Annotated in this window: 12 protein-coding genes and 2 pseudogenes; 8 read left to right on the top strand and 6 right to left on the bottom strand. The window is 72.0% G+C overall.

Translation table 11 applies throughout. The annotated features are described in order from the left end of the window. Positions 1-1123 precede the first annotated feature (1123 nt). From ACZ7RU_RS11025 to ACZ7RU_RS11005, 5 genes and pseudogenes are all read left to right on the top strand, one after another. Positions 1124-2134, top strand: a complete 1011-nt coding sequence (locus ACZ7RU_RS11025) for a quinone oxidoreductase family protein (RefSeq protein ID WP_470340581.1) — start codon at positions 1124-1126, stop codon at positions 2132-2134. 669 nt (positions 2135-2803) lie between these two features. Continuing rightward, positions 2804-4735, top strand: coding sequence for a DNA/RNA helicase domain-containing protein (locus ACZ7RU_RS11020; RefSeq protein WP_470340580.1), 1932 nt, complete (start codon positions 2804-2806; stop codon positions 4733-4735). Between the two features lie 111 nt (positions 4736-4846). Continuing rightward, positions 4847-6178 carry a hypothetical protein gene (locus ACZ7RU_RS11015; RefSeq protein ID WP_470340579.1) on the top strand — a complete coding sequence of 444 codons (1332 nt, stop codon included), beginning with the start codon at positions 4847-4849 and terminating at the stop codon, positions 6176-6178. Next, the gene (locus ACZ7RU_RS11010) at positions 6175-7917 is read left to right on the top strand and encodes an HsdM family class I SAM-dependent methyltransferase (protein ID WP_470340578.1); all 1743 of its coding nucleotides are present in this window, start codon (positions 6175-6177) and stop codon (positions 7915-7917) included. Before ACZ7RU_RS11015 ends, ACZ7RU_RS11010 begins: the two co-directional genes overlap by 4 nt. Before the next feature lie 40 nt (positions 7918-7957). Next, positions 7958-9138 (top strand): annotated as a pseudogene (locus tag ACZ7RU_RS11005) (IS30 family transposase); the annotation flags it as partial. An 84-nt stretch (positions 9139-9222) separates the two neighbouring features. Here ACZ7RU_RS11005 and ACZ7RU_RS11000 read toward each other — a convergent pair. Beyond that, on the bottom strand, positions 9223-9708 hold the full coding sequence (locus ACZ7RU_RS11000) for a hypothetical protein (RefSeq protein ID WP_470340596.1): 486 nt from the start codon (positions 9706-9708) through the stop codon (positions 9223-9225). A 152-nt stretch (positions 9709-9860) separates the two neighbouring features. Here ACZ7RU_RS11000 and ACZ7RU_RS10995 point away from each other — a divergent pair, with 152 nt between their 5' ends. Then, positions 9861-10391, top strand: coding sequence for an NUDIX hydrolase (locus tag ACZ7RU_RS10995; protein ID WP_470340577.1), 531 nt, complete (start codon positions 9861-9863; stop codon positions 10389-10391). Here the strand turns inward: ACZ7RU_RS10995 and ACZ7RU_RS10990 are convergent. The 4 genes from ACZ7RU_RS10990 to ACZ7RU_RS10975 form a co-directional block, all read right to left on the bottom strand. Beyond that, on the bottom strand, positions 10388-11974 hold the full coding sequence (locus ACZ7RU_RS10990; RefSeq protein WP_470340576.1) for a helicase-related protein: 1587 nt from the start codon (positions 11972-11974) through the stop codon (positions 10388-10390). The genes ACZ7RU_RS10995 and ACZ7RU_RS10990 overlap by 4 nt on opposite strands. A gap of 97 nt (positions 11975-12071) precedes the next feature. After that, entirely contained in the window at positions 12072-12737 is a 666-nt protein-coding gene (locus tag ACZ7RU_RS10985; RefSeq protein ID WP_470340575.1) for a hypothetical protein, read from the bottom strand. A gap of 197 nt (positions 12738-12934) precedes the next feature. Further along, a complete protein-coding gene (locus tag ACZ7RU_RS10980) occupies positions 12935-14842 on the bottom strand; it encodes a DNA/RNA helicase domain-containing protein (RefSeq protein WP_470340574.1) in 1908 nt (635 codons plus the stop codon). Between the two features lie 96 nt (positions 14843-14938). After that, positions 14939-15967 carry a hypothetical protein gene (locus ACZ7RU_RS10975; RefSeq protein ID WP_470340573.1) on the bottom strand — a complete coding sequence of 343 codons (1029 nt, stop codon included), beginning with the start codon at positions 15965-15967 and terminating at the stop codon, positions 14939-14941. Positions 15968-16766: 799 nt separating this feature from the next. On the opposite strand from ACZ7RU_RS10975, the gene ACZ7RU_RS10970 reads away from it, so the two are divergent. Continuing rightward, a complete protein-coding gene (locus ACZ7RU_RS10970; protein WP_470340572.1) occupies positions 16767-17849 on the top strand; it encodes a bifunctional DNA primase/polymerase in 1083 nt (360 codons plus the stop codon). A gap of 27 nt (positions 17850-17876) precedes the next feature. Continuing rightward, positions 17877-18655, top strand: a pseudogene (locus ACZ7RU_RS10965) (DNA primase); the annotation flags it as partial. A 349-nt stretch (positions 18656-19004) separates the two neighbouring features. Here ACZ7RU_RS10965 and ACZ7RU_RS10960 read toward each other — a convergent pair. Then, positions 19005-21839 (bottom strand): hypothetical protein, encoded by a 2835-nt coding sequence (locus ACZ7RU_RS10960; RefSeq protein WP_470340571.1) that lies wholly within the window; start codon positions 21837-21839, stop codon positions 19005-19007. Positions 21840-22216: the final 377 nt, after the last annotated feature.

The raw sequence follows: 22216 nt of genomic DNA, 5'->3' as shown, positions 1-22216 counted from the left end.
GATCAACAGGCTGAAAGCATGGCGAGGCATCGCCACCCGCTGCGACAAGACACCCGACAGCTACCTCGCCGGCCTCCACCTCCGCGCCGCGATGACCTGGATCGACGACCTCCTACGAACGACTCGTTGATCACAACCTCACACAGGCCCTAGTCCCAACGCCGTTCAGTTAGGCATGGGGCTTGCTTGTAAAGGCCGGTAGGCACGGCAGCGGCTGCCGTAGAAGAGGTCTGTCACTCCAAGTCATCCTCACTACGGGAGTTGCTGTTGGAACAGGTTGCCACAGCACGGACGGTCGAGGTGGTGGCTGGTGCGTTCGCGCCGGGCCATATTGTCGGCGATCGTGCAATTCCCCATGACCTGCGGTTTCGTGTCGGCGTAATTCCCCACCCCAGTGGTCACGAGTCCTCATGGGGACGGTGACCGACGCCAGGCGAGTCCCGAAGTCATCCCCCGCTTCGGCGCCCGAGTTTCTGGCCGGCAGCGTTGTCACGGAACCACTGATCCACGAACACGACCGCCTCAGTGGAGTCGGCGGTCGCCAGCAGCACACGGATGCCCCGCCAGGGGGACGCCAGAACGGAATACAGACCGGCCCGGCATGGATGCCGGGGAACCCCTCCGCACCCCAGTTGCGAAAGCTCTGTGACATGGAGAAATTCAGGCTGCTGTGCGAGGTCCACGGATATATCGAGCGAAGCCGGGGCGCGGAAGCCTCGGCCTCAAAGGTCTGGTTGCTCATGTGTCTCAAGGTGTCCTCGGGCCTCGGCGCCGTCAAGCCGTCGAAGTGGAACCGTCGGCGAAGTGGACGGTGATAGCGGCGATCGCGCTGCGGGCCGCGAGGAAGCCGGTCACCGTCTCGATGCAAGTCACTTCGGTGGGCGGCGCGGTGATCAGCGCACGGACCTGCCACCACGGCTAAGAAATAGCAAAGCCCTCGCATCACACCAGACTGCGAAGGAGTCCTCTCCGCATCCGCGGGGGCCAACCGTACGAGTGGTCCGACCCCCTGAGCCCGGATCAGTCTTCCCCGCACCCCCGGGGGCGGTGGGCTGGTCTGCTTGCCGGGAATCGGATCGCCATCAACGGGGTTGGTAGGGGCTGAGCCGTTATCGGAGGGGTCATGCGAGCGATTCAGGTGTACGAAGTGGGCGGTCCCGAGGTGCTGCAGGAGGCCGAGGTGGACCAGCCGCGGCCGGGTCCGGGCGAGGCGGTCGTGGAGGTCGCCGCATCCGGGGTCAACTTCCTCGACGTCTACCACCGCGAAGGCCGGTACAGCCTACCGCTGCCCTTCACCCCGGGCGCTGAGGGCGCCGGCACGGTCGTCGAAGTCGGACCCGGCGTCGCTGACGTCGCAGTCGGGGACCGGGTCGGTTGGGTGGAGATTCCCGGCACGTATGCCGAGCGGGCCGTCGTGGACTCCTCCCGGCTGGTGCCGCTGCCCGACGATATCGGCTTCGAGACAGCCGCAGCCGTGCTCCTCCAAGGCATGACCGCGCACTATCTCGTCAAGGACGCCTACCCGGTTCAGGGGGGCGACACGGTGCTCGTGCACGCGGCTGCTGGCGGCATGGGGCTGCTCTTGACCCAGCTCATCACCCATCTCGGCGGCAAGGTGATCGGCACCACGTCGACCACGGCCAAGGCCGAACTGGCGAAGCGTGCCGGGGCCGCCGAGGTGATCCTTTCCTCCGCGGTCGACGATCTCGCAGCCGAGGTGAGGCGGCTCAACGGCGGTCAGGGACTGCCGGCTGTCTTCGACGGCGTCGGCGCGCACACCTTCGACGCGAGCCTCGCCAGTCTGCGAACCCGCGGCCATCTCGTGCTCTTCGGCGCGGCAAGTGGTGCCGTGCCTCCGTTCGATCCGATGTGGCTCGCCCACGGCGGTTCGCTGACCCTGATCCGGCCCAGCCTCGGGGACTTCATCGCCGATCGGTCCGAACTGCTCCGACGCGCCGCCGATGTGTTCGCGTGGGTGCGCTGCAAGGCGCTCGCGGTCACCGTAACGGGCCGCTACGCATTGTCCGAGGCCGCCCAGGCCCACAGCGATCTGGAAGCTCGGCGTACCACCGGCAAGCTGCTCGTCATACCCGACGCGGCCGCTATCGGACACCGCGAGGAGACGCAGAGCTGATCGCGGATGACGAGGTCGGGGATCTTGAAGACTGAGATGCCGAGGGCATGGCCGACCGTCATCGCCAAGATCCCCGACAGCACCAGGCACCCAGCAGTCCAAGATCAAGTTCTGGCGGGCTTCTGGCGTATCTGGGTCACGCCCCTTCAAGATCCCTCAGCCGAGACCTGACTCACCCGTCCACAACCTCCCGGGACAGAACACCGCACGAGCGGGGATCAATCGGTGTGGATCATCGCGCCCGTGTTCGGATGGCTGTCCTCCCCGCACCCGCGGGGGTCAACCGTGCTTGATCTCGATCCAGTCCCGCGAGCGCGCGGTCCTCCCCGCATGCGCGGGGTCAGCCGTCGCTGCTGACCGCCCATCCGGGCGGGGCGCTGTCTCCCAGATGGCGGCCTCTCCCCTTGCCGTGCGGAGGCAGCCAACCGGCGCACACCGGCGAGGCGTCGTGGGAAGCGTCCGTCATGAGCGGGACGGGACGGCGGATGCGGCCGCGCGTCCACGTCGCTCCCGCTGCGCCGAACGGTAATTCCTTGTCTCTCCTGTCCGGCGCTGGGATACTCGGCGATCATTAAAGTTCGCCGTCGACCGATGCCTGCCAGTGTCGGGCTCGGCAGGAGTGCTTCGGCCGTGACGGGGTCCGGTCGGTCATCGGGGGAGTGGTTCGGAATGGCGACAGGCGGCGTGTGGGGGGACCTGGAGGCGTACTGGCCCGCCGAGGAGCTGGTGCGTAACCGGCTGGGGCTGGTCGAGAAGATCGAGCGGTGCTACCGGGAGGCTCATCCCGAGGGCAAGGACCCGTCGACGGGCGATGTGACGTCGTGGCGGGAGAGTCTCTACGAGCTGGCGACCGTCCTGACCGACCTCGGGCGCGGCCAGGTGTGGATGTTCGTCGAGTACCGCGTCGCCCCCGGGATGAGCCCGATCGACGTCGTGCTCGCCGGCGACCACCCGTCGGGCGGGTTGAGCTTCGCGGCGATCGAACTCAAGCAGTGGAACGTCGTCGAGCGTCCCCGGGCGGACAAGACCAAGGGTCTGTGCGCGTCGTGCCGGTCCGGTGGCGGGTCCGGGCTGTGTGGCGGGTGCGCGGTCGACCGCGTCTTCGTGCCGGGTTACGACAAGCACAAGAAGCATCCGGCCGTTCAGGTGCGGGACAACATGGTGGCACTCAGGAAGCACCACAGCATGTTCGACAGCCGCTACGTCAACCTCGCCGGCGCCTCCTACCTGCACAACCTCAAGCGCCCGGACGCGCAGTGGATCGGCAACGTGGCGCCGTGCCCGGGCATCCCGACGTTCACGGCCCGCAGGCCCGCCGACCTGCGGAAGTTCCTCGAGGCCACCTTCGCCCGGGAGTCCGGTGCCGAGGCGGCCCAGACTCTCCTGGACCGCCGCCGCTCGGAGACGCTCCTCACCGACGAGATCGGCGCGATCATCGACGGCCACACCCGCTTCAGCCTGGTGGAGAACCAGCTGCGCGCGATGAACGACGTGATGGAGTCCGTCCGCGCCACCTCCGCCCCTGGCACCAAGAAGGTCTACGTGGTGAGCGGCCGTGCGGGCAGCGGCAAGTCGCTGGTCGCGCTGACCCTGCTGGGAGACGCGCTGTCCGAGGGCTACCAGGCCGCCTTCGTTTCCGGGGGGATCGCCTCACGTGACACGTTCCGACGCGCGGCGCCGGGTCGGCGCGGCGCGTTCACGACGCTGAACAGGGTCGCCGACGACCGGGCGGTGGACGAGCTCGACGTCATCCTGTGCGACGAGGCGCACCGGTTGTCGGAGCGCCCGATGCGGGGCTCCTTCCACATGCGTCCCGGCGAGTCGTCGGTCGAGGTGATCGTCTCCCGTGCACGGGTGCCGGTGTTCTTCATCGACGGTGACCAGCGGCTGTTCGCCGAGGAGGTGTGGTCGCCGGAGGCGCTCGTCGAGGAGATCCAGCGTCTCGGGGCGGAGGTCGTCCCGATCACCCTCGACCGGGTCCTGCGTGCCGTGGGCAGTGCGACGTACGACGCCTGGGTCCAGCCGCTCATGGCCGGTGCGCCGATCGTGTGGAGCCCCGACGACGGTCCGGATCCGGAGCCGTTCCAGCTCTACTACGCCGAGAGTGCGGGCGAGATGGAGGGGTTCCTGCGTGAGCGGCAGGAAGCGGGTGCCAGCGCTCGGATGAGCGCCGGCATGTGCTGGCCGTGGACCGACTCGAGCGGCACGGTGCCGGACGTGGCGCCGGAGGAGGGGTGGGCCCGTCCGTGGAACGCCGGTGACGACCACAGGACTCCCGGTGTCCCGAAGCGGAAGTACTGGGCGACGGATCCGGGGGGCTTCGGGCAGATCGGCTGTGTCCACACCGCGCAGGGGCTGGAGTACGAGTGGGGCGGCGTGATCATGGGGCCTGACCTCACGTGGGAGCACGGCGCCTGGACCGTCCACCGCGAGCACGTGCTCAGCAAGGCCGACCGGATACGGTCCGACGAGGAGCTCTCGCGGGCGATCCGCAACGCCTACGGCGTCCTCATGACGCGTTCCATCCGCGGCACGGTCCTGTACTCGGTCGACCCGGCGACCAGGCGGCTGTTCGCCGATCTCGGTCTCCAGAAGATCTGAGCCCCGATGACCGACGGCGCCCGCCGGGCCGCCCCCGGACGGCCCACGACGGGAAGCGAGAACCGGTTGCCCCCCGATCCACCGCTGCCGCCCGGCTGGACCCTCCGCCGGGTGGACGCGATCGCCACGGTCCAGCCCGGCCGGGGCACCTCCCGTTCGCGGGTCCCCGGCGCGCTCACGCGGCGCTGGCTGAGGTGCTCCAACATCGGCTGGGGCGTCCTGGACCTCACGAAGGTCGCGACCACGGAACTGACCCGGGAACAGGCCCGCAGGTACGATCTGCGCCCGGGCGACATCCTCCTGGCCGAGGCCTCCGGGAGCGTCGGGCGCATCGGCCGTCCGGTGCTGTGGAACGGCGAGCTCGAGGACTGCTCGTTCCACAGCGGTCTCATCCGCGTCCGTCCGGTCCCCGGGGTGGACCCCCGCTACCTCTGCCACGCCCTCTCCTACGACGCGTTGCGCGGCGAGTTCGGCCGCCGTGCCAGGGGCGTCACCGGGCTCAAGCACCTGGGCTCCGCCGCCGTCCGGGAGTGGCGCGTCCCGGTGCCGCCGCCGGCCGAGCAGCGGCGCGTCGCCGACGCCCTGGACGAGCTGCTGGGCCGTCTCGACGCCGGCGAGGCGGCCCACGATGCCGCGTGCCAGGGCCTTCCCCGCCTGTGGGACAGCGTCCTGAACGCCGTGGTCAGCGGACGTCTCACCGACGACGTCACCGCCGACGGCCCGACCGAAGCTCCCGCCACCGGGCCGCTGTCGCCGATCGCCGAGGTCGCCGAGGTCACCGCGGGGCTGCGGACACCCAAAGCCGCGGACAGGGGCTCCTCGCATCCGTACCTCGGCGTCGCGAACATCGCGCGCGAGAACCTGACGCTCGGTGACGTCCGCCAGGTCACCATCCCCGAGCACACCCTCGACTCCGTACGCCGCCACCTCGTCGACGCCGGCGACCTCCTGGTCGTCCGGCAGAACGGCAGCCTCGAACGAATCGGCCAGGCCGCCCTTTGGCACGGCGAGCTCGACGGTGCCATGTACCAGAACCACCTCGCCCGCATCCGGCCCGGCCCGCGGCTCCTCCCGCCGTTCCTCGAGCTCGCCTGGAACGCCCCCGCCACCCGCCGCCGCCTCCAGGAGCAGGTCAGGGCCACGACGGGCAGCCTCTCCGTCCGCCTCGAAGACATCAGGGCCGTCACTGTCCCCGTTCCCGCCCTGCCCGTCCAGGAACGGCTCATACGGGCGGCGGAGGTCTGGAGGAAGCACGTGAACACCACACGCGCGCGCGTGGACGACGCCCGCCGATCCGCTCCGGAGCTGCGGCTGGCGATCCTCGCCCACGCGTTGTCCGGCCGGCTCACCGGCCACGGGACGCCCGGCGATCCCACCCGGGCCGACGAACCGACGAGGTTCCCCGAGACCCGCTACGAGCAGCAGGAGTTCGACTTCCGATGAGCAGCAGCCGCTCCACCGACCCGTCCCTGCCGCTCTCGGAGACGGAACCGCCGAACGCTCTGGCTGACCGGCTGTGGAGCCGGTACGAGCGACTGCGCGAGGACGGCGTCCCCGGCTGGAGGTTCCTCGAGACGGTCTCCCACCTCCTCCTGCTCAAGCGGGCCGACCGACCGACCGCACCTCCTCCCGGGCACCCGGCCGACCCGGAACTCACCGCCGCGTCCGGCGCCTGGGCCACCCTCCGTGCCGCACCGGACGGCGATCTGCCCGAGGTGTACGAGCGGATCCTGAAAGAACTCGGCGACCGGCCCGACACCGCCCTCGGTCGCGCGCTCGCCGACGCACACGGGGCCGTCACCCACCCACTCCTGCTCCGGGAGCTGATCGACGACCTGGAGGAGGGCCTCACCCCGGGCCCCGGAGAAAGCGAGGAGGAGGGCGATGTCCTGGAGGCCTTGTTCGACCTCGCCGTCCAGGACACCCGGAGAAGCAGCCTCCACCACATCCCGCCTTCCCTCGTCGACACGATCGTGAGCCTCGCGGGACCGGGCCCGGCGGACAGCATCGCCGATCCCGCATGCGGAACGGGCGGCTTCCTCGTCGCCGCGCTACGCCACATCCGCGAGCAGCACCCCGGCACCGTGTTGCCGCCGTCGACCGAACGCCGCATCGAGGGCAACGAGCCGTCGCCCGCGAGCCGCCTGGCCGGCGCCAACCTGCTCCTGCGGGACACCGGCTGGTACGGCGCCCCGGTCCACGTCACCGGCACCGACCCGTTCGACGCGCGCCGCTTCACCCAGGCTGACGTCGTCCTCGGCAACCCGCCGTTCGGAATGCTGAGCACTCCGCCGGAACGCCCCGACTTCGCCGTCCGGACACGCGACAAGGCCCTCAACCACCTCCAGCACGTCATGTCGGTCCTGGCCCCCGGCGGCAGGGCGGCGGTGATCCTGCCGGACGGCGTCCTGTTCGGAAGCGGGCCCGCGGAGGCGGTACGGCGGCTGCTGCTGCGCGACTTCGACCTCCACACGCTCATCAGGCTGCCCACGGGGATCTTCCACAGCGTGCCAGGGGTCCGTACCAACGTCCTCCACTTCACCAAGCCGCAGTCGCCCTCTGGCACCCCCGCCACCACACACCTGTGGGTCTACGACCTGCGCACCGGCCACTCGTTCCACCCGACACAGCGCCCGCTGCAAGCGGAGGACCTGACCGGCGTCCTCGAGGCCCTGCTCCCCGGCGACCGCGCCTCCCGAACGGAGAGCCCGGACGGCCGTTTCACACGCTTCACCTACGAGGAGCTGATCAACCGGGACGACGCCAACCTCGACCTGCTCTGCCCCATCGCGCAGCCGGCCCCGCCGGACGACAGCCCGCCCGAGGTCATCGCAGCCGAGATCGCGCAGAACCTGCAGGCCGCGCTCGCCGAGTTCGAGGCCATCACCCACACGCTCGCCCAGGCGCCACCGGAATCCATGCCGACGACCTCGGCGGACGGAATCGTCCTCCCCGCACCCGCGGGGGTCAGCCGCAGACACAGCGGACTAACTACCTCACAGGCGTGTCCTCCCCGCACCCGCGGGGGTCAGCCGCTGTTCCCGGACGGAGGCCTCCTGGCGCAGGCGTCCTCCCCGCACCCGCGGGGGTCAGCCGTCAACCACCTTGGTCTGTCGGAGCCGCGGGAGGTCCTCCCGCACCCGCGGGGGTCAGCCGGTTGGACTTGCCCCACATCGTCGTGAGGACGGGTCCTCCCCGCACCCGCAGGGGTCAGCCGTTTTCGTGGGTGCGACTGGTCGGGCGCGCTTCGTCCTCCCCGCACCCGCGGGGGTCAGCCGGAGCAGGTACGGCAACAAGGAGGCCTGCCGCCTCGTCGGTGTCAACGAACGCACCGGGCGGGAGTGGAGGAACGGCCGGCCGGTAGGCGGCAAAAAGCGCCCTGTGGCGCCTGCACAGCGCGTGCGGGCGCCACGGGGCCCTTCTCGGTTCCTGACGGAGGACGACCGGATCCACATCGCCGACCGGCTGCGGGAGAAGGCCACGATCCGGACGATCGCCGCCGAACTCGACCGCAGCCCCTCAACCATCAGCAGGGAAATCCAGCGCAACCGCACCCGTGCTGCACGACTACGGGCGCTGGTACTACAGGCCGCACGCCGCACCACGCCGGGCCGACGCCCGCAAGCCCCGGCCCAAGCGCGGGAAGATCGGGCAGAACCCCGAGCTGCGAGACTTCATACAGGACCGCCTCACGCTCCGCTGGAGCCCCGAGCAGATCTGCCACGCGCTCCGTCGGCAGTTCCCCGACAGGCCGGAGATGCACGTGGCCCACGAGACGGTCTACCAGGCCCTCTACATCCAGGGTCGCGGCGAACTGCGCCGCGAGCTGACCAAGGCACTTCGCACCGGCCGCGCCATGCGTCGCCCGCACCAACAGTCCTACAAGCGCCAGCCGCGTGCGATCCGCAACATGCTGATGATCAGCGACCGTCCCGTCGATGCCGCGGACCGCGCCATCCCCGGGCACTGGGAGGGAGACCTCATCATCGGCAAGGACCACAAGTCGGCGATCGGCACGCTCGTCGAACGGACCACCCGCTACGTGATGCTCCTCCACCTGCCCGTTGACCACACTGCGGCGAGCGCACGCGACGCTCTGGTGGAGACGGTGAAGACGCTGCCGACGCACCTGCGACACTCCCTCACCTGAAACCAGGGCTCCGAGATGGCGGCTCACCGGGACTTCACCGTCGCCACGGATATCCCGGTCTACTTCTGCAATCCGGCCAGCCCCTGGCAACGCGGCTCGAACGAGAACACCAACGGTCTGCTGCGGCAGTACTTCCCGAAGGGCACCGACCTGTCCGCCCTACAGCCGCCAGGACCTGGAAGCCGTGGCCACTGAACTCAACAGCCGGCCACGCAGGACGCTCGGCTGGGAGACCCCAGCCGAGCGCCTGTCTGCTCGCGGCCTGATCAACCGACCACGTGTTACAACGACCCCTGGAATTCGCCAGAGCCGGAGCGGGGGCGCTTCGTGCGTTCGGTCAGTACGTCGGGCAGATGTGCTTGCGGACCACCGCCAGGATCGCCGCCGACTTCTCCGGCCCGAAGCCCTCCGGGTGCTTCGCCGAGGTGAAGCGCTTGCCCGCGAGGCCGACCAGCTTGGCCTGGTCGTTCGGCCACTCGGCCACAGAGCTGCACTGGTCGCGGCCGCGCGACACCGCGCGGTCCGGCTTGCTGTCCACGATCTCCGGGTCGATCGCCGTCAACGCCGCGATGTACTGCGTGGTTGTGGTCGCGTCCGGCTTCGGCGGCGGTCCGCTCGGCTTCGCCCCGGCGGCCGCGGGCGCCGTGGCCCCGGCCGGCGCCGGGGCCCCGGACGCAGCTGGAGCCGCCGCCGACGTCTGCGGGGCGGCGGCCGCGCTGCTCGGCGCCGCCCCCTTCGAGCTGGTGGTCGAACTGGAGCAGGCGGCCGAGCCGATGGCGAGCAGCGCGACGACGGCGGCTGCGGCGGTGGTACGGGTGCGCATGGTCCCCCCTGGAACTGGTGTGGTGTGCGCCGACGGTACCGAGCTACCGGTCGGTCGCGTACGGTCGTGGCCGACCTGTGATGCTCTGGCGCCCTTGGTCGACGGCTCTGGCAGGATGACGGCGATCATCCCGTCGAGCGCACGAGGTGCCCGTGAGTAGCGAGTGGACCGTCCACGGCAGCCGCACGATCTACACCAGCCCTTGGGTGCAGCTCGACCTGGTCGACGTCGAGCCTCCCGGCCGAGACCGCTACGAGCACCACCTGGTCCGCTTCGCGCCCGTCGCCGCCACGGTGGTACTCAACGCTCGGAGCGAGGTGTTGATGATGTGGCGTCACCGGTTCGCCACCAACACCTGGAACTGGGAGATTCCCAGCGGCATCGTCGAGCCGGGCGAGGCCTTGGAGACTGCGGCAGCACGGGAGGTACTCGAGGAGACGGGCTGGCAGGTGGACGCCGTCGAACCGCTCGCCTACAACCAGCCGATCGGGGGGATGTCGGATGCCGAGCACCATGTGTTCCTCTCCCGCAGTGCCACCTACGTCGCCCCGCCCGTCGACACCCACGAGGCCGATCGGATCGGGTGGATCCCACTCGACCGGATCCAGGGCATGATCGACCGGCGCGAGATCGTCGCCGGTGTCACCGTCACTGGCCTGCTCCAGGTCCTCGCCCGCCGTTAGCGGGTGAGCGCTGGTGCTTCCGAGACGAGCAACTCGCGCAGGTCCACGACAATCGGCATGCGGGCCGCCCGAGCCGACACCGCGTTCACGACGGCGGCGGCCCGGGCCAGGACGATGCCGGTCCGGTGTTCGGCTGGCAGCGAGCCGACGGCGTGCAGACCAACGTTGGCCGCAGTCCCGATCTCGCCCACGCGCAGCAGGCCCTCGGCGATCGTGTTGTCAGGCGGCCACGGGAACCTCCTCTGCGGGACCTTCAGGTAGGGCTGCCTGACCCGCGTGGGGAACCCGAACATGGGCAGCACGCCCGCGTGCGCGAGCCGCTCGCTGAGTTCTTCCGAGCCGGTGGGCTGGGCAGCCACCTCTGTGACCTTCTGCAGTAGTTCCTCCAGCCACTGGCTGGTGAGGATCTCGGTCGGCTGGAGCGGGGTGAAGGCGCTCAGCGCCCGTGCTGCCGCAGCCAGTACGCCGTCCTGCTGGCTGAGCCACTCCCGGACGGCTGGCTGGGCCGCGGTCCAGTCCCGGGCTTTGCCGAACTCTCCGTGCACGCTGCCTGAGCCGCCGTGTGCGTCGAGGTTGCGGAACGCGAGGCGCAGGACCTCGGCGGCCAGGGCGCGTTCCAGGATCTCCGGCCGTTGGAGGGTCAGGCAGGGAGGCGGCGAGGGGGCGTTGGTGATCGATGACGGGTTCGCGAAGTAGTGCTCGTCGTGGCTGCGTCCCCGGCAGACAGTCAGCGCGACCGCGACCGGCGAGGCCCGGCGCCCGGCCCGCCCGACGCGCTGCTGGTAGTTGAAGCGGCTGGGCGGCATGTTGGCCATCAGGACGGCGGACAGCGGTCCGATGTCGACGCCGGCTTCCATGGTGGTGGTGACCGCAAGGAGGTCGATCCCGTGCACGAGCGGGACCTCGGGCGGGTCGTTCAAGAAGACGTGCTGGAAGCGGGCCTGACGGGATTGGGCATCGAGACGGTCCGTCTGGCCCGTCAGCTCGGCGCAGTTGAGGCGGAAGGCGGCGCGGTCGCTGGCTGCCTTCCAGGCGTAGTAGTCGTCTGCTTCCGGGTCCCTGTCAGGTTCCGGCTGCGTGGGGAGGGCGCTGTGGCAGCGCGTGCAGGTCCCGGCGCTCGGGGTGAGGTGTCGGCGTCCGCACTGGCCGCACCGCCACGAGTGGCTGGGAGAAGGCTGGACGGCCGCCTTCCTCGGGGCGATGAGGTACTCCCGTGCCGTATCGCCCCACCCGGCCTCGGCGGCGATCTGCACGTCGTCCGGGTGCTTGTCCTGGTGTTGTGCGACGGCTTTCCAGTACTCCCGGAGCTGCGCCGGTGGCTTCTCCCTGCCGTCGCGGATGGTCTGGAAGCGGCGTAGTTCGGCGAGGATCCGCAGGCTGGCGCGGCCGAGGCCATCAGGGTCGGGGACAGCTGGTGAGGGCGCGACGGAGCCCAGTCCGAGTGATTCGATATCGCGTCCGGCACCGGAGAAGAGGGCTTCGAGGGTGTTCTCCAGGAGCCCGTTCTCGGAGCTCAGCGCAGCCTTCTGGGCGTCTGAGGTTCCCAGCTGAAGCGCGGGGGGCTGCAGGCCTGAGGCGTACACCTGGGGGACTTCCGCGCGGACCGGGGCGGTTCGTCCTCCTCCCAGACCGCCTTCGTCAGGAGGTCCGTGGAGACGGGGGTGGGGGTGGGGGTGGCCGTCAGCTGTCTTTCACGGGGCAGCCCAGGGCGCGGTCTTCGCCGGCGATGGTGGCGAAGTCGGTGTGGGCCGAGAGGGCGGTGAGCGTGCGGTGGTCCAGCGGGGCGCCCTCGAGGACGGCCGCCACGGCCTCCTCGTCGACGGTGTGCTCGCACTGGTCCTCGGCGTAGGCAGTGAAGGCCCAGGCGCCGTCGGTCGTGGTGAGGGGGTGGAACAGCCGGTCGGCACCGTCCGTGTCGCCGTCGGCGAACTCGACCGGCCCGCACCGCCAGGCGGTGGATCCGGTCTCGTACCAGGCGCACACGGTCGCGTCGAAGAATCCGTCGAACAGGAATTCCTCCGCCCGTGCGTAGGGCGCGAGCGAGGCGGGCAGGCCATCGAGCAGTCCGGGCCAGTGGGCGCGGTTCTCCTCACGCCACGGGGTGGCGTCGCTCTCGTGGTCGAAGCCGTAGAGGAACACGCCGGCCGGGTCGAAGACTACGGCGTACTGGTCACCGGAGCCGTTGTCCATGAAGGCCAGATCGACGCCCGGGCGCCATTCGACGGTGAAGCTGTGGCCGGGGGCGTACGGCACGGAGACGATCGTGTCGAGCACTGCCACCGCCCGGCAGCGGGCGCGCAGGTCGTGCGGTGGGGGCAGGGCGGCGACGAGGTCGTGGACGGTCATGACGCCTATCCGACACGACGCCACCGACAAGCCGCCCTCGCGCAGGTCGTCGGGGCAGCCGTGGGACGGGTGCCGGCCGGCTGGGCCAGGCCTGGACGACCTGCTGGCCGCGCTCGGGGCCGGCCGGCTGCCCGCCGACCAGGGCCGGGAGCGGTCCCGGGTCCGGCTCACGGCTCGGTCCCCGGGTGCTCGCCTCGTCAGGAGCCGGGCAGCAGGGAGGCGAGGTAGGCCTGGGTCTCGGGGTCGGTGGAGTAGAGGCGGGTGCCGCGGGTGGCCCGGGTCGCGAGGACGCGGTAGGTGTTCAGGGCGTAGAACCGGTAGCGCTCGGGCGGGAGGGTGCGCAGTTGCCGGGCGTCGTGGCTGGCTTCGGGGTGGGCCTGCCAGCGGTCGCGGCGGCGGACGAGGTCGGGGCCCAGGATGACGGCGCCGAAGGCGTATTCGAGGCCCTGGGCGGTGTAGATGCAGCCGACCTGGTCGTGGCCGCCGCGGTCGGTCGCCCAGTAGGGGCGGGCCGGGACGTCGGGGAAGCCGGGGACGGGCTGTTCGGCGCGCAGGTTCCAGGGGCGGGCCCAGGAGCGCTCGTCGTGGTCCGGGCCGTGCCAGCGGATGGCGACCTCCGGTTCGAGCGGGGGGACGTCGGCCGCGTTCCAGGGCCAGCAGAAGCCGGCGGTGATCCGGGCACCGTGGCCGCGCGCGGTGTGGCCGTCGACCCAGGAGGCGAGCGCGTGGGGGTCGTCGGCCAGGGCGAGGTCGTAGCCGCTGCCGCTCCATGGTGGTGGGGTGCCGGTTTCGGAGAACAGGGTGTCGACCCAGTGGTGGTAGGCCTGGGAGCCGTTGCAGCGGAACTGGGTGTCGAGGTCGATGCGCCGGAACCTCGCCCCGGCGGCGTGCGCGTGGTGTTCCAGTTCGTCGGCTCTGAGGCCTTCGGTGGGGCGCACGATCTGGCGCTCGTCGAGGAAGAGGACGAGGACGGCGACCTGTTCGAGGAGCTTGCGCAGGACGATGGGGAAGCCGGGTCCGCGCTGGTCCGGGTAGGTGGCGGCGCGGTGGGCCTCGTCGAGGAGGACGACGCTGTTCTCGTCCAGACCGCCGGGGTTCTTGTTCTTGAACGTCGCGACGAGGCCGCGGGCGTCGTCGCTGAGCAGCCGCTGGAGCTGGCGGGTGAGGGTTCCGGAGGGGGTCAGCAGGCGGGGGTCGCTGCCGGGCGTGCCGCACAGGTCGCCCATGACGCGGGCGGCGATGGCCGTCTTGCCGGTGCCGGGCCCGCCGGTGACGAGGACCATAGCGCCCGGCCGGGATTCCCCGTCGGCGGGGGTCCGGTCGGCGGCCGCCTGTCTGACGGCGTCGAGGATCGCCAGGCGGGCCCGGTCCTGTTCGCCGATGAGGTAGAACCGGCGGCGGTTCTCGATGCTGGCGGCCAGCCGCTCCAGGACGCGCTCGGAGGGCCGGTGGCGGCCTTCGAGGAACCGGTCGACGGCGTCCTGCGGTGCGGGCCTGAGTCCGGCGCAGCCGAGGCGCAGCGCGAGGTCCTCTGGGGGCACGCTGCTCGCGAGGTCGTCGCGGCCCAGGAGGGGGAACTCGGCGCTCGGTCCGCCGGGGGGCGCCATGGTCCGCAGGAGGTCGATCAGGTCGGCGGGGGCGTTGTGCAGGACCACCGTGCCCTTGGCCCGTACGCCGCTGCCGCCGACGGCCCAGTCCCGCAGGTAGTGGACGTAGCCGCCGACTTGGCGGGCGGGATGGGAGACGGTCCGCCCTCCGACCTCCAGCGACCCTGGGAGTCCTGGCGAAGGCCGCGCCCGCGTCCACTGCTTCAGCTCGACCGCCACGACCGTCAGGACGCCGTCCGCGTCCTGGCCGACGACGGCGGCGTCGACGCGCTCGCCCGTCGCCGGGAGTGAGAACTCCAGGAGTACGGCAAGGTCCCCGAGCCCGGCGCGGACCAGCGCGTCGAGGAGCACCGGCCAGCTGCGCTGCCAGCTGCCGACCTCCTCCCGGCTCGGGTCCGCGCCGTGCAGGGCTTCGAACCGCGCCACGCACGTGTCGATGAACTCCGGCTGCGCGGCCCGTCGTACGACGTCGCCGATGACCCCCCGGTGTACGTACATGACCGATACATATCACCGGCGTCTGACAGGGCGTCGCGGGGAGGGCGCCGACGGCGGCGAGGGCTTCGAGGCGTCGGCGCCCTCCCCGCGTGGTGTTCAGAGGGCGGGTGCGCCAGGTCCGGTCGAGGCGGGTTGGACGGCCGACGGCGCGGCGGAGTGGTTCCGGTGCCAGTCGAAGTACTCCGCGCTCTCCGGTGTGTGGGCGGTGCAGCGTCGGCCTTCGAGGGTCTTGGCGACGGTGAGGAGGTCGGCGGAGGCGGCGCCCTTGGGTGAAACCTCCACGATGCCCTCGGGCGACACCTGAATGAAGCCGTCCTCGAACAGGGCGTCGCAGCCGAGCAGGCAGGCGGCCATCAGGTTCGCGAGGTGGGAGCGCTGTTCGAGGTTGCACCGCGACCTCCTGCGCACGTGCGCCGCGCGGACGAGCCCGGCGGGAAGCGTCCGTCCGCAGAGGTCGCAGCGGATGGAGCCGGCCCCGTTGAATTTCTCGCGGCGGAGCCGGGCCTGTTCGCGGCGGGCGAAGGTGACCACGGCCCGGTCCAGGTTGTCGCCCAGGTCGAGGTAGCGGTCCTGGCTCTGGGCGGAGGTCGGGCCGTGCCAGGGGATGGGGAGCGGCGGCTGCTCGGTGGCCGGGGCCTCGGGGGAGGTCGGTCGGTGCTCGATGGAGTCGACCAGCCGGGTCATGACCTCGGGGTCGGCCACGGGGACCGGGGCTCCCTGCTTGTTGGCGGAGAGGCGGAAGGACTCCATGGCGACGGCCCCGAGCTGTGCTCCGGCTACGGTGGACTCGAGGTCCAGGACGTCGAGGGGGACGCGCACGGGGTAGGTGTCGTCGGGCCAGACCTCGCGCTGGTCGGGGTAGACGGTCCCGGTGACCTGGGCCACGGCCAGTTCGCGCAGGACGGCGTCGGCCCATCCGCCGGCGGGGACGCGGGCGTTCGGTCCCCGGTGGCCGAACAGGATGTAGTCGCCGGGCTTCAGCGCGGCCAGGATCTCGGGGGTGCCCGCCTTGTCGGCGGTGTCGCGCTTCCAGCCCCATATGGACTCGCGCAGGCCGATCTGGAAGTTCCGCTTCGACGGAGCGGGAACGTACACGGCGACGACGGACACGTCGTGGTCCTCCACGGCTCGACTCCCCCGCTCGCGGCGGGGAGTTCGGTGGTTCGGTTGGGATGGTGACGCGGGTCCCGTCGAACGGGAGATGGCGTCACCGCGGTCAGGTCTACCAGACGGGGCTGACGGTACGGAAGCGGATTCCCTGACGAAGGGGCACCGGACCGGAGTGTCCCGGCCTCGGTCGCTTGAGTCGCTTTTCGGGAGTTGCGCGGCCACCGACATCGGACATCTCCGTACCCGGGTCGCTGGGAATTCCTGGCTGGGGACGGGCTCGAGGAGCGACCGTTCCCGGGGAACAGCCTCAGCGACCGAAGCGACCCACTCGTCGCTGTCGTGGTGCGCTGGGTGCCGTCAGACCTCCCGGCACATCACCAGTGCTCCGGCGGGCACGGGCGGGCGACCGGAGCGACTGAAGCGGCGGCTTCCCCGGACACCGGTCTGCCGGCGAACGGCAGTCCCAGTGTGGCGGGCACAGTGCCTTCCGGGCCGGTGCGGAGCGACTGAAGCGACCGAACCCGGCGCTCACGCGCGGTCCTGACGCGCGCGACACGCCGGGCGACCGGGCGCGAGAGACTCGGTAGCCCCAGTCGCTGAGCTTCAGTCGCTGATTCGGCGCTCACCAGTGCCCTGACCTGGGTTTTCGCCCCTCAGCGACTGAACGAGCGACCGAACGTCGGACAGCTACCGAGCGACCGAAGCAGCTGCAGCAGCTACTGAACCAAGGGGGAGGGACCCGCGTGACGGCGCCGCAGGCCGTGGGGAGCGACCGAACGGGCCGCCAGCCGGACGCGCTGGCCGTCGCCCGCTGGTGTGCCGCCCAGGCCTGGCCGGTCCATCCGCTGGCCCCCGGCCGCAAGACCCCGCCCGCCAACTGCCTGGCCTGCCAGGAATCCCCCCACTCCCCCGCGGACTGCTCCTGCCCGGCATCCCGATCCACGAGCACGTCGACCTCGAAGGCCTGGAGAACGGCTACCACACGCTCGCGCTGCTGGCCGCCCTCCGCCGCTCCCCCTCCCCCGCGGACGACGCCTCCACGCTGCGCGTACGCACGCCCTCCGGCGGCCTGCACGTCTGGTACCGGGACGACGACCACCGAGGCTTCACCTGCTCCACCGGCTCCTCCACCGGACGGGCCCTGGCCTGGCAGGTCGACGTCCGCGCCCACGGCGGCTACATCGTGGCCCCCGGTACCACCACGAGCGCCGGCACCTACACCGCCCTCCCCGGCGCCTGGACCCCGGCTCCACTCCCCCGGTGGCTCGCCGAGGAACTCGTCCGCACCGGCCACCTGAAGGACAGACAGGACGCCCAGCCGCCCGTCCAGGCCCCCGTCCCCGACCGTGCCCGCCAGGCGGTCGTGGCCGCGGGCGGCGGCAAGCGCGGAGCCGAACGCGTCCTCGACACCGTCCTGCAGGACGTCACCGACTGCGCGACCACGCCCGAGGGAGCCGGCTTCACCGGCAAGCTCAACCGGGCCGCCTACACCGTCGGAGGACTCGTGTCCGCCGGCCACCTGACCCACACCGCCGCCGAGCGGCTCCTCCTCGACGCCGCCCGCACCGCCCGGCCCAGCCAGGACCGGCACAGCTCCGCCCTCATCCGTTCCGGTCTCGCCGCCGGCGCGCGGCAGCCCCTGCACATCGGGAAGGCCGCGGATGACCGACAGCTCCCGCAAGAGGACGGTCTTCGATCCCGTGGCCGCAGCCCAGCAGATCCTGGAGTACCCGCCGTTGCCCGGCCCCTCGCCTGCGCCCTGGCAGGGCGCCGCTGTCCAGGAGAGTCTCCTCGACTCCCCCAACGACACTCTCCAGACACCCCCGCAGCCGCCGTTCCACACCACAGCGTGCTCGCGGCACAGAGCACACCGGCGGCCCGGGCCGCCCAAGCCTAGGCCGGCCCGCAGGCGAGCTCCCACGGCCTGCTGCCCGACTCCCTCTCCGACCGCGGCAACGCCAAACTCTTCGTCCACCTCTACGGCCGCGACTACCGCCATGTCCCCGGCATCGGCTGGTACCGCTGGTCCACCCACCGCTGGCAGCTCGACGAGGACGACACCGTCCTGTGGGCCGCCGGAGAGATGGCCGAGAGCGTCGCCACCCACGACCCCCGCGGCGTCTACACCAACGCCGACCTGCGCCGGCACCGCCGCCGCGCCCTGTCCACCTCCGGAATGAACGCCATGCTCGCCCAGGCGAAGTCCGCCCCCGGCATGGTCCTCAACGCCGCCCTCCTCGACGCCGACGCCTACGCCCTGTGCACCCCCGGCGGCGTGGTGGACCTGCGCACCGGAGCGATCGTCCCGCCGGACCCGAAGGTCCACCACCACTCCCGCTCGACCACCCTCGCCCCGGCCCGGATGCCCACCCCGCGCTGGGACCGCTTCCTCACCGACACCTTCGGCGACGACAAGGAAGGCCGCCAGACCCGCGACTTCCTCCACCTGCTGCTCGGCTACTCCATCAGCGGCGACGTCGGCGCCCAGGTCATGCCCTCCTCTACGGCCAGGGCAAGAACGGCAAGTCCGTCCTCCTCGACGTCATGATCCAGCTGCTGGGCGACTGCGCCGACGCGGCCCCGCCCGGTTTCCTGATGGCCAAGACCTTCGACGGCCACCCCACCGACCTCGCCGAGCTCCACGGCCGAATCAAGATCCAGGTCCAGCCCCTGGGCGACCACGAGCACCTGGTCCGGGTACGCGAGGGGGCTGCCGAGGCCGAGACCCGGATCCGGGTCACCGACGGCGTCCTCGACCAGCCGCAGGTCACCGGCGCCGACGAGGCCAGGATCGTCCACGAGACGGTGGCCTTCCTGGTCGAGCGCCAGCCCGTGATCGACATCCCGCCGATGATCGACCTGGACGACCTCGCCGACGCCTACGGCACCTCCTACCTGGACGACCTCGGCCGCCGCCTCACCGCGCAGTGAGCCACCGCGGCCGCGGCCGTCGCGCTGTCGGCCGGTGCGGGACTCGGCGGGACTCGGCGGGGGCGCCGGGGCCGGCTCGGGGCGGTCCGCACGGCCCCGGCCCGGGCCGCCGGTCGGGCCGTCACGACTGCTCCCCCGCCCGCAGTTCGGTGGCGATCTGGCGCCGGCCGGCGACCAGCGTCTCCACCACCACACCGAGCCCGACCAGCAGGGCCAGGCCCACGGTGGGCAGCAGCACCGGCAGCAGCGTGGGGGTGATGCCGTCCCCGACCGTGGCGCCGACCAGCGTCGAGATGTCGAAGGCGCCGCCCAGCAGGGCGACCGCCACGGCCGCGACCAGGCCGCCGCCGACGGCCGCCGCCAGGGTCTGCGGCAGCGACTCGGCGATGATCAGCGCCAGGCCCTGCCGGGGCCGCAGGCCCATGGTGCGCAGCCGGGCGAGCACCGCCGTACGGTCCGGCGCGGCCCGCAGCAGGGTCAGCAGCACGGCCAGCAGGGCGAACCCGGCGGCGGCGGCTGCCGCGTACCAGAACAGCCGCTCGGTGGCGTGCTGGAGCGGGTCGTCGCCGAGCGCGGCGGCGGTTTCCCGGCTGCTGTGCACCGTGTAGCCGGCGGGCAGACCGTGGGTGTCGTTGCCGACGGCCGTGGCGTTGTCGGCGATCAGCTTGGCCAGTCCGACCGGCCGGGCCCCGCTGTTGTCCCGCAGGGCCGTCCTGACCCGGTCGGGGTCGACGTCGCCGACGGCGAACCACTCGTTCGCCCGCCTGGTGCCCGGCAGCCGTTCCCAGGTGGGGCCGGCGGGGACGACGACGAACGGCTTGCCCGGGTCCGGCAGCGCCGGGGTGGCGCCGACGGTGCCGGCGACGGTGAGGTGCAGGTCGTTGCCGTTGGGCGTGCGCACCTTGGCCGGCCCCGTGGCCAGGCGCCGGGCCAGGTCGCGGCTGGCCAGGGCGGGCACCGGGGTGTCCCGGCCGCCGGACGTCCCCGCCAGCTTCGCCGGGTCGAACTCGCCGACGCCGAGGGCGCGGGCGATCTCGGCGTACGCCGTCGGGTCGTCCACCACCACCAGGTAGGCCTCGGTGTCGTCCTGGTCGGCTCCGACGAAGCGGGCCCTGGACTCGATCCAGGCCCCGGTCGAGGCCCGCACGCCCGGCAGGGCGGCGGCGGCCTCGGTGAACGGCCCGGTCAGGGTGGCGTAGTCCGGCAGGGAGACGCCGATGTCCCCGCCCGTGGTGATGCGCGCGGCACGGGTCCGCACGTGATCGACGGTGTCGAGCACGGTGGCGCCGAAGCCGGTCGTGGTGACGGCGATCAGCAGGGCGAGCAGCGGCAGCACGGAGGGCTTGCGGCGGCCCGAGCCGTCGCGCGCGGCCCGGGCCAGGCCGAGGAAGCCGATCAGGCCACGGCCCCGGCCGGCGAGGGCGGCCAGCCGGCCGACCGCCACCGGCTCGATCCGGGCCAGCACCAGTCCGCCGGTGACGGCGAGCAGGAGGGGCGCGGCGACCAGCAGCGGGTCCACCCCGGTCCCGTGGCCGATGCCCCGGCGCCGGACCTCCGCCACGGCCGCGACGGTGACCGCCAGGACGGCGAGCTCGCCGACCAGCCGGCGCCGACCGCCGACCGGCCGCCGTCCGGACCACAGCCGGGCCGCGCGCACCGGGAAGGCCAGCAGCGCGATCAGGGTGGCGGCCAGGGCCGCCAGCACCGCGCGGTCCCACCGGACCGTGGGCAGCAGCGCCAGGGCGAGGGCCGTACCGAGCACGGCGGCGGGCAGGACGGTGACCGCGCCCTCGGCGATCAGCCGTCGCGCCACTCCCGCGCGGGAGCCGCCGCGAGCCCGGAGCAGCCGGATCTCGGCGGCGCGCCGGTCGGTGGTGAGCGCGGCGGCCAGGCACAGCACCACGGTGGCGACGCCCGCGACGCCCGCCGGGCCGATCGCGCCGAGCGGCAGCGATGCCCGGTAGCGCTCGTCCGCCCGGGTGAGGATCCCGGGCAGGCCCGAGGTGGTGTGCAGGTCGGCGCGCCTGGTCGCGTCGATCAGGGCGGTGGCGTCCTGTCCGGCCAGGAAGGAGCTGATGACGCCGCGGGTCCGGTCGAGCTGGTCGGCGTGCAGCGAGGCGGGGTCGACGGGCAGCCGCCAGAAGTTCTCGGCGTTGGGACCCCAGCGGAGCATCGCGGGCAGACTGCCGCCGGCGACGAACCCGCTGGTCGTCCAGTGCTCGTGGTCGGGTTTGGCGTTCAGGCAGGCGCGGGCCGGGCAGCCGAGGGCGTCCCAGAACGGGTCCTGGGGGTCGTTGACCTGGTAGAGGCCGACCACCACGGTGGTCCGCGCGGCGCCGGAGCCGTCGACGCCGTTGTCGATGACGTCACCGAGCTTGATGCCGATGGTCTCGGCGGCCTTGCCGCTGACCACGATCGGCAGCGGATCGCCGACGGCGCCGGGGGTCGGCCAGGTGCCGGCGGTGAGGGTGGCCCGGGCGGCCAGGTCGGGCAGGTAGAGCAGGCCGAGCACCGGGTAGGGCTCCTTGTCCGAGATGTGGGCGTACCCCGGATTGGCCATGTGGTGGTCGCCCAGGGCGCGGGCCCCGTAGGCCTGGCCCGGCTGGGCCAGCGTCAGCCGTCGGCCGAACTGCTCGACGAGCTGCCGCTGCACCCGGTCGAGTTCGGCGGCGGTGTCGTCGTCCCGCGTCCTGGAAGTGGTCTGCAGGCTGGTCGGGTTGACGCCCTTCTGACGGACGAAGTCCTGGAGCGCGGTGTCCGCGCCCCGGTCCGCGACGCGGGGGAAGGCCGCCGCCAGGAAGACGGTGACGAACGCCAGGGCCGCCATGAGCAGTGCGGCCAGCGGGTCGGCCCGCAGCCGGGTGCGGATCCAGGGCGCGGGGCGGTGGGCAGGCGCGGGCCCGGACGCGGGCGCCGGCTCGGGGGCGGGCACGCGGGTGCCGGCCTGGGTGGTCACATCTCCTCCACGTGGCGCGGCCGGTTGGCCGCGTCTCGACGGCGGCGTCCGATGAGGAAGGCCATCGATCCGATCCGGGCGGACATCGGCCACAGCCGGACACCGCACGGGCACACCGACACAGCGATCACCGGCATGCGATCGCCGGATAGCGGACGATGCTGTCAGATTCGATCCGCAGGCGGAAGGGATTTGCGCACATCACGTAAGCGGTCGGGCGAAATTCAGGGAGAAGCCGCTGGAATACCGTGCACACGTCACAACTCCGGCTCCACCGAACGGCTTTGACCTGGGAACTCCCTTTCGTGCATTCTCCTGCCCGAGCGCTGAACCGCGAGGCCGCGGTATCCGTTCCCGCGCGAAACCCGTACCGGCTT

Source organism: Kitasatospora sp. NPDC114501 (assembly GCF_055633695.1).
This window is presented reverse-complemented; position numbering and strand designations above follow the sequence as displayed.